The organism is uncultured Sphingosinicella sp., assembly GCF_963974575.1.
GTDB lineage: Bacteria > Pseudomonadota > Alphaproteobacteria > Sphingomonadales > Sphingomonadaceae > Sphingosinicella.
The window spans coordinates 358015-370641 of record NZ_CAXBBQ010000001.1 but is presented as its reverse complement, the minus strand read 5'-3'; the positions used below and the strand labels follow the sequence as shown (position 1 = coordinate 370641).

The following is a 12627-nucleotide window of genomic DNA, read 5'->3' as shown; positions in this document are numbered from 1 at the left end:
ACCCAGTCCCGCGTATCAGCCCGCGCCCTCCGTGCCTGCAGCCGGTTGCGCAGAGCTCGGAGCCTTCGCTCGGCGCGGAGTGTCCTTCGCAGCGCTTGTCGCAAGTTTCCCGCGCAGAAAGAACGCCGCGCCCGCGGTGCGCCATTCCTCCCTCTGCAGCATGTCTGTCGTGGCGACGGCAGCGACCAGCACACCCGCAAGCACATCGGCCCCAAGTGCATCGGCACCGGTTGCCGTGACCAGCTGCCCGAGCTCACGAAGCTTCCGGTCCTGAAGCGCCTTGGCCTTTTCGGCGAGCAGCTTCATCTCGGCATCATAGTCACGGGGCCTGCGCATGGAATGTAGTCCTTCGGTTTGCGGTGATGTGCCCGACGCTACGAGTCGTTCTGGCGCGCGGTAAAGAGGCCGAACCTGTGTGAGATCACCCGGTCCCTCGCGAGATTCGATCTTGTGAGGGCGCGCTTATACGTCGTGCCGACGTGGCTTTCGGGGTGTAGATGGATAGCCCTCATGGCGATCTATCACTTCAGCGCGAAGGTCATCAGCCGGAGTACCGGCGCGAGCGCGCTCGCCTCCGCCGCGTACCGCTCCGCCTCGCGGCTGCACGACCAGCGCCTCGATCGCCATCACGACTTCACGAACAAGGCCGGCGTCATCCACGCCGAAGTGATGCTCCCCGAACATGCCCCTGAGCAGCTTCGAGACCGCGAAGCGCTCTGGAACAGTGTCGAGGCGGCGGAGGTGCGCAAGGACGCGCAGCTTGCCCGTGAGGTCGAGTTCGCCCTGCCACGCGAACTCGAACAGGCTGACGCGATTGCGGTGGCGCGCGACTTTGTGCAACGCGAGTTCGTCGAACGCGGCATGTGCGCTGATCTCAACGTGCACTGGGACATCGACGCCGACGGCATGGCGAAGCCCCATGCCCACGTCATGCTGACCATGCGTGAGGTTGATGAGAACGGCTTCGGCGCGAAGGTGCGCGACTGGAACAGCACGCAGCTTCTCGAACACTGGCGCGAGGCCTGGGCACAGCACCAGAGCCGCGCGCTTGCCGAGCGCGACATAGACATCACCGTCGACCACCGCAGCCTCGCGGCGCAGGGCATCGAGCTCGAGCCCCAGAACAAGATCGGCCCGGCCGCATCGCGCATGGCCGACGTGGGGCTTAGCGGCGAGCGTCTCGACGAGCACCGTGCCATCGCGCGCGCCAACGGCGAGCGTATCCTCAAGCAGCCTGAAGTGGCGCTCGATGCGCTCACCCACCAACAGGCAACGTTCACGCGGCGCGAGCTTGCGATGTTCGTGCACCGGCATAGCGACGGCAAGGAGCAGTTCGACCGCGTGCTTGCCGCAGTCGAAGCTTCGCCCGCGCTTGTCGCGCTCGGCAAGGACGGACGCGAACAGGAGCGGTTCACATCCCGCGCGATGCTGGAGACTGAGCAGCGGCTCGAACAGGCGACCGAGCGCCTGCAGATGCAGGACAAACACGCCGTCCGCGACCTGTTCCGCGACCATGCCGTGGCGCGCGCCGAACGGCACGGGCTTGTGCTCTCGTCGGAACAGCGCGCCGCGCTCGACCATGTCACCGAACCCAAAGGCCTCGGCGTCATTGTCGGCTATGCCGGAACCGGCAAGTCCGCGCTGCTCGGCGTGGCGCGCGAAGCGTGGGAGGATGCGGGCTACCGCGTACGCGGGCTCGCACTCTCCGGCATTGCCGCCGAGAACCTCGAAGCAGGGTCGCGCATCGCGTCGCGAACGATCGCAGCTCAGGAGCACGCCTGGGCGGGCGGCACCGATCGTCTGACCGGCCGCGATGTGCTCGTCATCGACGAGGCCGGGATGATCGGAACGCGGCAGATGGAGCGTGTGCTGAGCCATGCGAGCGAGGTGGGCGCGAAGGTGGTGCTCGTCGGCGATCCCGAGCAGCTGCAGGCGATCGAGGCGGGCGCGGCGTTCCGCAGCATCCATGAGCGCCACGGCGGGGTTGAGGTGACCGAGATCCGCCGTCAGCACGACGCCTGGCAGCGCGACGCCGTGCGCCAGCTCGCCACGGGAAGAACCGCAGAAGCGGTCCATGCGCTCAAAGAGCATGACCGCATCCACGCAGCGCCGACCGAAGCCGACGCCAAGAAGCAGCTCATCGACCGCTGGGACAGGGACCGGAAGGCGCAGCCGCAGAAGAGCCGTCTGATCCTCGCGCACACACGCGCCGACGTTGCCGGGCTCAATGCACTCGCCCGCCAGCGCCTGCGGCTCGGCAAGCAGCTGGGCGATGATGTCCGTGTGGAAACGAGGAAAGGCCCCAAGCCGTTCGCGCGCGGCGACCGGGTGATGTTCCTGCGGAACGAGAAGAGCATGGGGGTGAAGAACGGCTCGCTCGGCAGGGTCGAGAGCGTGAGCCAGGCACGTATGGCCATCATGCTCGATGACGGTAGAGCCATAAGCTTCGACACGAAGCTCTACACCGACATCGACCATGGCTATGCTGCCACGATCCACAAGGCGCAGGGGGTCACCGTGGATCGGTCCTATGTGCTCGCGACAGGCGGCATGGACCGTCACGGCGCCTATGTGGCGCTGTCGCGCCACCGCGAACGGGTCGATCTCCACTACGGCAAGGAGACGTTCAAAACCGAGCAGCAGCTTGTCCGCACACTGGCACGCGACCGCGGCAAGGACATGGTCGGTGACTATGGACCGGTCGCAGACAAAGCCGAGGCGTTCGCCGCCCGGCGCGGCATCACGCTCAGGGAACGGGTCAAGGAGATCACGGTCAAGGTCCGCGACATGTTCGAGGGGCTGCAACTGAAAAGCACCCCCATCCAGACACCGAGGCCCCAACTGGAGCCGGCGGTCGAGCAGTACGCGCGTACCGTGCACAAGGTCCGCGAGATGGGGCTCGCGCGCGTGCCGATGAGCGACGGCCTTCGCGCCATGCACGAACGCGACGAGGCCGCGCTCGATGCGATCCGGCCCGGCGCGGCGCGCGACCTCAGGAACGCCTGGCGCGCGGACCTGAAACTCCTCGATACGATGGCGCGCGGCGACGTGCGGCAGGCCCGCGCCTTGCTCGACGAGGCCGAGCGCGTCCGCAGCGACCCCGCCTACCGCGCCGACCGGTTCGTCGCGGAATGGACAAAGCTCAGGAAGCAGCAGGAGCACGCCCGGTTCTGGGGCGAGGAGCACAAGCTCCCGAAGATCAACGCGGGCATGGCGGGGCTCGCGAAGAGCCTCGAGCGCGATGCGCAGATGGAGTCGCTGCTGCGTCCTCGCACCCGCGAGCTCGGGCTCGGCATCGGCATGGAACCGGCGCGCGGGCTGTCCCGGGAGCTCTCAGACTGGTTCGGCCTCTCGCGCGGGCGGGGACTCAGCCGCTAGGCTCGCGCTCGAAGGCCTCACCGCCGAACAGAAGGCGGCATTCGAATAACGCGGCGCCCACTTCAAAAGGCACCGATGGTCAAACTCGAGCCGACTGGAACCAGAAGAAATTGCCTGCTTGTTGCTGCAAGCGGATTTGCGTCAGCCACTTGCTACATCGGCAACAAGCGTACCGCTATTAGTCCCAGAAAAGAGCAAATTGAAAATGTCAGGCAAGTTTTCAAATCCATGCCGTGTGTCGACGCGAAGCGTAAGCTTTCTTTCAGCCTCCCATTTTCGCAAATTGGACAATGCTTGAGGAACGTCTTCGCGATAATCACCCATCAGGAATCCCTGCAGGCGTATGCTCCCGTAAATCAGTCGCATCATGTTGGTCAGGCCGGGCACAGGGCGCCCGTCGTTATAGCCGGCGATCTGACCGCATAATACGATGCGGCCAAAGCGGTTCATGACCTCGACAGCCGCCTGCAGGATTTCGCCGCCAACATTGTCGAAGAAAACGTCGATGCCTTCGGGTGCCGCACTGCGGATTGCCTCGACCAAATTACCCGCGCGGTAATCCACTGCCGCATCAAGTCCGAGCTCCTCGGTGAGCCAACTGCATTTGGTCTCGCCGCCAGCGATGCCTACGACCCGGCAGCCTGCTAGCTTCCCGATCTGCGCGGCGACCGCCCCTGTCGATCCGGCAGCGCCCGATACAAGCAGTGTTTCGCCCGCCCGCGGTTCGCCAACCCTAAGCAAGCCGAAATAGGCGGTCACGCTATTGAGGCCGAATCTGCCAATCGCATCGACGATGCCGAGTTCGTCTGGAAGCCGCTGAATCGGGCGGCTGGCACTGTCGATTGTTTCATAGTCCTGCCAGCTGCTGAGCAGACTGACCTTTGCGCCGACGGGGAAGCGCGGATCGGTTGATTCGATGATCTCGGCGCCGGCCGGCGCCATCACCGGCATTCCCAGGGGCATTGATGGGTAGAGGCTATTGCCCTTGTCTTCCATCCAGTTGCGCATGGTTGGCGCGCACAGAAACGCCAGGTTGCGGACGCGGATATGGCCGGGCGGTAAACGCGCTGGGTCCACTGTCGTTTCGCGATAAGTGAGGTCGTTGCGACTGAGCAGCCCTTGCGGGCGTCGCGCGAGCAACCATTGGCGGTTTCGTTCGGCCATGTCAGACTGCACTGTCGAGCCAATCGCGCCGCCTGTCGGTAGGCTGGGCGAGATAGGCATTCATGCGCGAATGGCCCTCGGCAGAGCCGATCACACCGATCGAGGCGTTGGCTTCGACCATGAGCCCTTCAGCCAAGGTCAGGTCTATACCGTCATAGATCGCAATCTTCGCAGCTGCCATTGCCGCTGGCGACTGTTCGGCGAGGTCTCGCGCGATCGCCTGGGCACGATCAAGCGCATTGTTTGCCAGCTCGTGGACCAGGCCGATGGCGAGCGCGGCTTCAGGATCGACGACGCAGCCCCGCAACACCATTTCGATCGCTTTGCCAGCGCCAAGCAGTCGGGCCAGCATTTGCGTGCCGCTGCCGCCGGGGATGATCCCGAGCCGGGTTTCCGGTAGGCCAACGCGATAGTTGCCGCGTGCCAGGATGCGGATGTCGCACCACAGGCAAAGCTCGAAACCGCCGCCCATTGCGTCGCCGTTGATCGCTGCGATCACTGGCTTGGCCAGCCCGCGAAGCCGTCGCAGCAAATCATAGTAGCCCGTGTTGAGCCCTGTGCCCAATGCAGCGAGTGCGTGCGGGTCGCCGGCAAGCGTGGCCAATTCCTCGACGCTGTAATGCGTGATGAAGCGGCCCGGCACGGCCCCTGTCAGCACCACTGCACGCACCGCCGGATCGGCCCATCGCGCGATCAAATCCGCCAGCTCCGTTGCGCCCTCAGCCGTGAAGTAGTTCATCGGCGGATTATCGTGCGCGGCGGTCACCACGCCGTTGTCAATCGTGACGTTCCAAAGCGCCATAACGCTTCCTTTCTCAGACGATATGGGATCCGCCATCCACTACGAGGGAGGCGCCTGTCATGTAGCGCGTTTCGTCGGATGCCAGATAAACGGCGGCCCAGCCGATATCCTCGGCAGTGCCAAGCCGGCCCATCGGGATCATCGCGGTGAAGTCGCGCTCGGCTTCCGACGCCGCGATGCCAAGCCGGGCCGCGGTCCCGGCATAGATATCCTCAATCATGCGCGTACGCATCTGCCCGGGATGGATGGCATTGCAGCGGATATTGTCGCGTGCGCCGTAAGCCGCGACCGTCATCGTCAAGTGGCGCACCGCAGCTTTGCTCGCGCCATAAGCCGTTTGGAACGGCGTTGCGATCAGCGCGGCGAGCGACGAGATATTGATGATCGATCCCCCACCAGCGCGCCGCATCGCCGGGATTGCCGCGCGGCAGCCCAAAAAGACGCTCTCGACATTGACCCGCTGTACGCGCTGGAAGTCCTCCAGGCCGGTGGTCTCCGGATCAACCGCGTCCATCGATCCTTCAAAGCCGGCGTTGTTGGCGAGCACATCCAGCCGGCCATACCGCGCCTCGCATACCGCGACGATCTCGGACCAGCGGTTTTCATCCGCGACGTCCTGCACCAGCGCATCACAGCCATGCCGCTGCGCCACTGCCTGCAGGCGATTCTCATCCAGGTCTGTTAGAACGACCTTCGCGCCCTCGGCCGTAAACAGCCGTGCCATCGCTTCGCCAAAGCCGCCAGCTCCGCCCGTGACGATCGCAACTTTCCCTTCAAGCCGGGCCACGATCGCCCCGTTCGTCGATCAGGACATGCTCATGCGTCATGAACAGCGGCGAGCGAGAAAAATCGATGAAGCGGCCTTCATCGTCGAGCAGGTCGGCCATCGCGTCAAGCCCCGCCTGATTGCCCATCGCTGCCAGCGCATCTTCCTCGCTTTCCCACCAGCCTTCCATGACGCCGTCATAGCCTGGCAGGCCGCCGCGCTCAGCGGCTATTCCGTCGTTGATCGGCGTATCGTAGCTGTGGCTCTGCGCATATCGGAACATGCGAATGGTGCGTGCGTGCTGGCGTACCTTTTGCCAGTGGATTTCGCGCCAATAGCGCTGAAATTCCTCGCGGCTCATCCCCTCCTTGCGGGTGAGGCAGTAAATCATCTTGATCGCCATCTCGCTCTCTCCTGGTTGCTACTGTGCTGTGTAACCGCCATCGACCATCAGGCTCGTTCCCACCACGAAGCTGGCTTCGTCGGATGCGAGGAAGACGACAGCGGCAGCGATCTCGTGCGGTTCTGCCATGCGGCCGATGGGATGCAGCGCAATCATTGGCGGCAGATCCTCGGGCGGCACTTCCTCCGCGATCAAGCGGGTATTGACGAAGCCCGGGCAGACGGCGTTCACGCGAATGCCCCGCACCGCATATTCGACGCCGAGCGCGCGGGTCATGTTGACGATCGCCCCTTTGGCGGCGGCGTAGGGGGCGTGGTTCGGAAAGCCAACATGGCCATGCACCGATGCCATGTTAACGATCGCCCCGGCGCTCCGCTTTACCATGTGCCGCAATGCAGCGCGCGCCATCAGGAAATAGCCGTCCAGGTTGAGCGCGAGCAGGCGCTGCCACAACTCGAAATCAAGTTCGTGCGTCGGTATCAGCTTGCCGCCGCCGGCATTGTTGACGAGTACATCGAGACGCCCGAAACGATCGGCGGCAAAGGCGACCGCAGCTTCCGCGGCCACCTCGTCGGTAACGTCCAGGTGAAGAAAGCAGGCATTGCCGCCGATCCGCGCCGCCAGTGCCTGTCCCGCCTCTGCGGCAATATCCGCGACGATAACCTTGGCACCTTCCTTCGCCATCGCCGTGCAACACGCTTCGCCGATACCGCCTGCACCGCCAGTGACCAGTACGACCTTGTCTGTCAATCTCGACACAAGCACTTCCTTGTCATAATACTTGAATAGTTTTAGAAGTTGTGCAGAATTATTTAATAAAGGAGAGAATTGTGGTAAAAGTGTACAGAATAACGATTCCATCCGATAACATAGAGGCTTCCGTTTTATTTTATGCAACGTTGCTAGAGGTTGCGGGCTCGCGCATTTCTCCTGGGCGGCACTATTTCGATTGCGAAGGCACGATCATTAGCTGCTACGATGCGATTGCGAATGGTGATGCCCGCGCGCCGCGCGCCAATGAGGATTACATCTACTTCGCCGTCGATGACATTGATGCGGTGTACGCACGCGCGCGCGCTGCCGGTGCGCCACTCGATGAAGCCGACGTTCCAACCGTTGGCGCGCTCGGCAAAGTGCTGACACGGCCGTGGGGGGAGCGATCGTTCTACACGCGTGATCCCTCGGGAAACCCGCTGTGCTTTGCAGCGCGCGACACGCTGTTCACCAGCGGCACGCTGCCCTGAAGAAATTTGCGCCGTCATGCCGCCGGGACCGGCGCTCGCATCGTTTCGATGCGGCCGGGCCGGGTGGCGAGCCGGTTCTCCCTTGTGTCGCCGAGCGGTGACGACGTGAGCATGAACAGCGTGTCGCCGCCGAGTGCGACCGCCCACGCCTGTCGGCCCTCTGGAGTCTCGATCCGGTGCGTGCTCTTTCCGCCTCGCTCGATGCGTATGAAGGCGCCGTCATCGATGGACGCAATCCAGATGCCCTCTTCTGCATCCAGGCAAATGCCGTCGGGCATCACACCGGACGTCTCCGCCCACAACCTGCGGCCAGAAAGGGACCCGTCTTCTTCAATATCGAACTCGGTCAGTGCCTTGGACAGGCTTTCAGCGACGATCAACCGCTTGCCGTCAGGCGTAATGACACTGCCGTTTGGAAACATCATATCGCCAACCGCCAGGCGTGCGCGCCCGTCCGGCTCGACGATCGCCAGCGCGCCGGGTTTCGCTTCCGGGTCGCTCCAGATATCGTAACCCATGCTGCCGACATAGGCGCGGCCTGCTGTATCCACGACCATGTCATTGGCGTAGCTGAGGGTGACCGGCGTCAGATCGGCGTGTAACGACACCTTGCCTGCGGAATCAACGGCGAGCAGGAGCCTCGTTTTCACCGCCACAACCAGCAGCCGTCCATTCGGCAGCCAGCCGAGTCCCGAGCAATAGTCGTCGATGCGAACGATCTCTTCGACGCGGCCGGTCAGATCGACCGCCTTCACGCACATATCTTCCATGTCCGAGAACCACAGCCGGCCGTCGCGCCAGCGCGGCCCTTCGGGAAAAACCAGCCCATCAAGCAGAAGATTAATCCCAGCCATGGCTTGCGTCCCGATCAGGCCTTGAAATGATATTTGGCGAGGTCCGGTCCCGTGACCATTCGGTCCATGAAGGCGGCCGGCGACTTGGTCCAGATATCGATCCCGCCCTTCGCGTCCAGATACCAGCTCTTGCAGCCCGAGACCCAGACCGTATTGGCGACAGCGCCCTGCATCTCGTCGACGAACGCGTCTTCCGCGTCGCGGTGCGGCATGACTTCGCGCGCGCCCGTTCGGTCCATTTCGTCCAGCAAGCGGATGACATGATCGACCTGCAGTTCAGCGCACGTCATGGTCGAAAGGTTGCCGACAGTCGAATAGGGGCCGCCGATGAAGAACAGGTTCGGAAAGCCAGCCAGTCCGATGGATTCGAACGAGCGCGCACCATCTTGCCAAGCCTGATTCAGCGTTTGCCCGCCGGCGGCCGAGATGTTGAGGCTGCGGCAATAAGCGTGGGTATCGAACCCGGTTGCAAGCACGAGCACGTCGAGCTCCACCAGGCTGCCGTCGTGCAACCGCACGCCGCTGGGTTCGATGCGGGCGATACTGCGTGTCTCCAGCGCGCAGTTGGAACGCTGCAGCGCGTCGAAATAGGTGCTGGAGAATATGAGCCGCTTGCACATGACCGGATAATCCGGTGTCAGCTTCGCGCGGAGCTCGGGGTCGGCGATTGAATCCAGATTGGCTTGGCAGGCGTCGGCGAAGCGTTTTTGCGCGGCGGCGTCGCCGGTGACAGCATTGCCGAAGCCGTCATTGTACCAATCCATGAAAAACTGGAACAGCCGATGGGTCAGCTCCGGATAGTAGGACAGCATTTGCTGCCGAAGCTCCGAATAATAATCGTTCGGTGCCGGAAATACCCATTGGGCGGTGCGCTGGAATACGGTCAGATGATCGACCCGGTCGACGATGTTGGAGACGATCTGCACCGAACTCGACCCATTGCCAATAATTCCAACCCGCTTGCCGGAGGAGTCGAAATCCGGGCGCCAGGCGGAGCTGTGAAATATTTCTCCAGCAAAACGATCGCGTCCTTCGATCGCTGGCAGGATCGGGATGTGCAAGAAGCCGGTGGCGGGTATGAAGATGTTCGCCTCGAACGTCTCGCCCTCGGCAGTGGAGATCGTCCAGACGCCATTGTCGTAATGACAGCTGGTGACAGTCGCGCCGAACCGAATATGTTCCCGCAGCCGGTAATGGTCGGCAAGTTCCGAAAGATAGCGTTTGATCTCGCTCCCCGGCGCGAACATCTGCGACCAGCCCGGGTTCTTGAAGAAGGTAAAGCTGTAGAAGTAGGAGGCGACGTCGCAGGCCACGCCCGGGTAATTGTTATGATGCCATGTGCCGCCGATATCGTCAGATTTCTCGAGGATCACGAAATCGTCGTAGCCGGCCTCTCGCAACCGCGCGCCCATGGCGAGGCCGCCGACGCCGCCGCCGACGATGGCAATGCGGAGCGGCCGCCGGGGCGGCCGCTCCTGTTCCCACCAGCGATGCGCGGCTCGCCCATCGCCTGCTGACCGGCCGAGCGTCTTGGCAGCGGCGATCAGCGAGGCTTCGAGTTCATGCTGGCGCTCTGCCAAATGCGCCGCTTCCTGGCTATCGACCGTCATGATTCGCGCGAATTCAGCTTGAGTCCAGGCGTCTTGCGCGGCCTTCAGGTCGATCTCACCCATCATCTACTGTCCTCTCGCAACCCCTAATTGAAATTGTAGCGGAATTGGGCGCCGATCGTGCGGGGCCGGTTATAGCTTTGTGCGATCGTACCGAGCGAACTCAGATCGAACGCGAAAATGCGATACTCCTGGTTCCACAGATTCTTGGCGAAGATCGCTGCCTCCCAGCTGTTGCCGCTTGCCAGGCTGGCACGCAGGTTGCCAACTGCATAGGCTTTTTCACGTTCGTTGAAGGCAGCGAGCACCGTGAAGTTCTGACTTGAGTTATAATTCACGTCGAACTGCAGCGCTGCCGTCTTGTCGCCAAGCACCGGCCATTCGTAGCGGATCATGGCGTTTCCGGACCATTTCGGGGCCTGCGGCAACGGACGAGTGACGATCCTGCCGCTCGGCAACTGCACGTTCTTGATTTTTGTATCCAGGTAAGACGGCGAGATGTTGATGGTCAGGCCGTCAACCGGCTCGAGCGTGAAATCGACCTCTGCGCCTTTCACTGTCGCATCCCGATTGATGATCGTGCCGACCGGATTGCCGTTCAGCGTTCGGAACGCAAACGCCTGGTAGTCTTTGTAGTCATAGTAGAAGAAGCTGCTGTTCAGGCGGATAACACCATCATCCGATGTCCATTTCTGACCAACCTCGTATGCGTAAAGCGTTTCGTCGTCAAACGGGATGGTTTGTGGGTCGATCGGCAGATATCCGGGCTTGCTGAAGCCGCCTCCCTTTGTTCCGCGGTTGAAACTGGCGTAAAGCATCAGCCGGTCGCTCGGCGACCACTGCAGCGCAGCCTTGGCCGAATAAAGGTCGAATTTGCGATCGGCGAGATCGGGGTATGTCGTGGGATTGAAGGCGAGCGGGGGACCGGCGAAATTCGCGTCCGTCGCCAGATAGTTGTCACGTTTACGATCGTAGGTGTACCGGCCGCCCGCGATGAAGCTCAGCGTGTCCGTAAATCGATACTCGCCCTGCGCATAGGCAGCGATGCTGTCGGTCCGGAACGTCGCATAGTTGATCGGCACAGGACCACCACCGTCGAAAAGCACATAGGCGGTCACTGACTGATTCTTCTGATGGAAATAGTAAAGGCCGGCGGTCCAGTCGAACCGATCACTTGAACCCACGAGACGCAGTTCCTGGGTCAGGTGGTCAAGCTTCTGGGTGTGGAGGTCATCCGCAATGTATTGAGGCGCTGCATCGACGTCCTCGTAATACGTCTTGTTCACCTTCTGATAGTCGGTGATCGAGATCAGGCTGCCGAACCCGAGTGCCGCTTCGATCTTCAGCGTGGCGCCGTAAGCACTCCGCGCGTAATTTCCCCTGTCAGTGAATGCCCCTTTGTACGGATTTGGTTGCGTGTAGCCCTCATAATAGGCCGGGCCGCAGCCGTTGCAGGTGCCATAGGGGTTTTCGTCCGGTCCGACGAAACGCCCTAGTCCATCAGGACCGGCGATCGTGGGCGCGAATGTGTATGCGGCGCCGCTCTGATCGAAGTTGCGCGCGTAACGCAGATTGAGGTTTACATTGATATCCGGTGTGGGCTGATAGGCAAGGATCGTCCGGAGCGCGACATAATGCTCGCTCCCGAGGCGGCTTCCGTCTGTCGCGTTCTTGACGTAGCCTTCGCGCGTCGAGGCACTGAACGCGATGCGGCCTTGCAGATTATCGGCCAAAGGTCCGCTGACGGCACCTTCAAGCTTCCCCCATACGTCGTCCGAAATGGTCGCATCGACATAGCCTTCAAAATGTTCTGTCGGCTGTTTGCTGACGAAATGAATGAGGCCGCCTGTGGAGTTGCGCCCGAACAGCGTGCCTTGAGGACCACGCAGGACTTCAACCCGATCGAGATCGAAGACAGGAAGGCTCGACTGCGATGTCGTGCTCAGATAGGCGTCGTCGGAATAAATAGCCACGGGCGGCTCGAGGTGGTCGGCATAGTCGTTCTGCGAAATGCCGCGGATGTTGAAATTGACGATGGCGCCGCCCAGGGTGATGAATCGAAGATTGGGCACAACGGTGGTGATGTCAGTCGCGTTGCTGACCGCCATGCGCGACAGTTCGTTGCCGCCGATCGCCGTGATCGCGATGCCAACATCCTGAATATTCTGCGCGCGGCGGTTTGCCGTGACGAGGATTTCGCCATCGCTGAAGCTCGATGAGACTTCGGCGGTCTGCGCCTGAGGTGTCGCAGCGGGGCTGGCCACCTCCTGCGCTGAAGCTTGCGCCGTCCAGCCGCCGAGCAGCACTGTCGCCGCGCCGCTCAGCAGCCGCACCTGGGCTTTGTACAATCCACTGACCATTATAATCCTCCCCGTATTTCACAGCGAGCATCGAGCCGCCGCAGTC

The 12627-nt window shown here is 62.2% G+C and carries 11 protein-coding genes; 2 read left to right on the top strand and 9 right to left on the bottom strand.

Annotation, left to right across the window (positions count from 1 at the left end; translation table 11 throughout):
* Positions 1-15: 15 nt before the first annotated feature.
* Entirely contained in the window at positions 16-336 is a 321-nt protein-coding gene (locus AAC014_RS01940; RefSeq protein WP_339703545.1) for a conjugal transfer protein TraD, read from the bottom strand.
* Between the two features lie 174 nt (positions 337-510).
* Between AAC014_RS01940 and traA the strand changes: the two genes are divergently transcribed.
* Positions 511-3378: a Ti-type conjugative transfer relaxase TraA gene (traA, locus tag AAC014_RS01935; RefSeq protein WP_339703542.1), complete on the top strand. Its 2868-nt coding sequence runs from the start codon at positions 511-513 to the stop codon at positions 3376-3378.
* 141 nt (positions 3379-3519) lie between these two features.
* Here traA and AAC014_RS01930 read toward each other — a convergent pair whose 3' ends face one another.
* From AAC014_RS01930 to AAC014_RS01910, 5 genes are read right to left on the bottom strand one after another with little or no spacing between them, the layout of a single operon-like run.
* On the bottom strand, positions 3520-4542 hold the full coding sequence (locus AAC014_RS01930) for an NADP-dependent oxidoreductase (RefSeq protein ID WP_339703539.1): 1023 nt from the start codon (positions 4540-4542) through the stop codon (positions 3520-3522).
* Position 4543: 1 nt separating this feature from the next.
* On the bottom strand, positions 4544-5344 hold the full coding sequence (locus tag AAC014_RS01925) for an enoyl-CoA hydratase/isomerase family protein (RefSeq protein WP_339703536.1): 801 nt from the start codon (positions 5342-5344) through the stop codon (positions 4544-4546).
* Positions 5345-5357: 13 nt separating this feature from the next.
* Positions 5358-6131 (bottom strand): SDR family oxidoreductase, encoded by a 774-nt coding sequence (locus AAC014_RS01920; protein ID WP_339703533.1) that lies wholly within the window; start codon positions 6129-6131, stop codon positions 5358-5360.
* Positions 6118-6513 (bottom strand): EthD domain-containing protein, encoded by a 396-nt coding sequence (locus AAC014_RS01915; RefSeq protein ID WP_339703530.1) that lies wholly within the window; start codon positions 6511-6513, stop codon positions 6118-6120. The genes AAC014_RS01920 and AAC014_RS01915 overlap by 14 nt, the downstream gene beginning before the upstream one ends.
* A gap of 18 nt (positions 6514-6531) precedes the next feature.
* Positions 6532-7272, bottom strand: coding sequence for an SDR family oxidoreductase (locus AAC014_RS01910; RefSeq protein WP_339703527.1), 741 nt, complete (start codon positions 7270-7272; stop codon positions 6532-6534).
* 71 nt (positions 7273-7343) lie between these two features.
* Between AAC014_RS01910 and AAC014_RS01905 the strand changes: the two genes are divergently transcribed.
* Positions 7344-7757 (top strand): VOC family protein, encoded by a 414-nt coding sequence (locus AAC014_RS01905; RefSeq protein WP_339703524.1) that lies wholly within the window; start codon positions 7344-7346, stop codon positions 7755-7757.
* 14 nt (positions 7758-7771) lie between these two features.
* Here AAC014_RS01905 and AAC014_RS01900 read toward each other — a convergent pair whose 3' ends face one another.
* Genes AAC014_RS01900 through AAC014_RS01890 form a run of 3 tightly spaced genes read right to left on the bottom strand, consistent with a single transcriptional unit; the run spans position 7772 to position 12554 of the window.
* Positions 7772-8611, bottom strand: a complete 840-nt coding sequence (locus AAC014_RS01900; RefSeq protein ID WP_339703521.1) for an SMP-30/gluconolactonase/LRE family protein — start codon at positions 8609-8611, stop codon at positions 7772-7774.
* A 14-nt stretch (positions 8612-8625) separates the two neighbouring features.
* A complete protein-coding gene (locus AAC014_RS01895; RefSeq protein WP_339703518.1) occupies positions 8626-10284 on the bottom strand; it encodes an NAD(P)/FAD-dependent oxidoreductase in 1659 nt (552 codons plus the stop codon).
* A gap of 23 nt (positions 10285-10307) precedes the next feature.
* Positions 10308-12554: a TonB-dependent receptor gene (locus AAC014_RS01890; RefSeq protein ID WP_339703515.1), complete on the bottom strand. Its 2247-nt coding sequence runs from the start codon at positions 12552-12554 to the stop codon at positions 10308-10310.
* Positions 12555-12627 lie beyond the last annotated feature (73 nt).

Coding starts and splice junctions, on each gene's coding strand:
- AAC014_RS01940 (WP_339703545.1), bottom strand. CDS start 336: ATGCGCAGGCCCCGTGACTATGATGCCGAGATGAAGCTGCTCGCCGAA.
- traA (WP_339703542.1), top strand. CDS start 511: ATGGCGATCTATCACTTCAGCGCGAAGGTCATCAGCCGGAGTACCGGC.
- AAC014_RS01930 (WP_339703539.1), bottom strand. CDS start 4,542: ATGGCCGAACGAAACCGCCAATGGTTGCTCGCGCGACGCCCGCAAGGG.
- AAC014_RS01925 (WP_339703536.1), bottom strand. CDS start 5,344: ATGGCGCTTTGGAACGTCACGATTGACAACGGCGTGGTGACCGCCGCG.
- AAC014_RS01915 (WP_339703530.1), bottom strand. CDS start 6,513: ATGGCGATCAAGATGATTTACTGCCTCACCCGCAAGGAGGGGATGAGC.
- AAC014_RS01900 (WP_339703521.1), bottom strand. CDS start 8,611: ATGGCTGGGATTAATCTTCTGCTTGATGGGCTGGTTTTTCCCGAAGGG.
- AAC014_RS01895 (WP_339703518.1), bottom strand. CDS start 10,284: ATGGGTGAGATCGACCTGAAGGCCGCGCAAGACGCCTGGACTCAAGCT.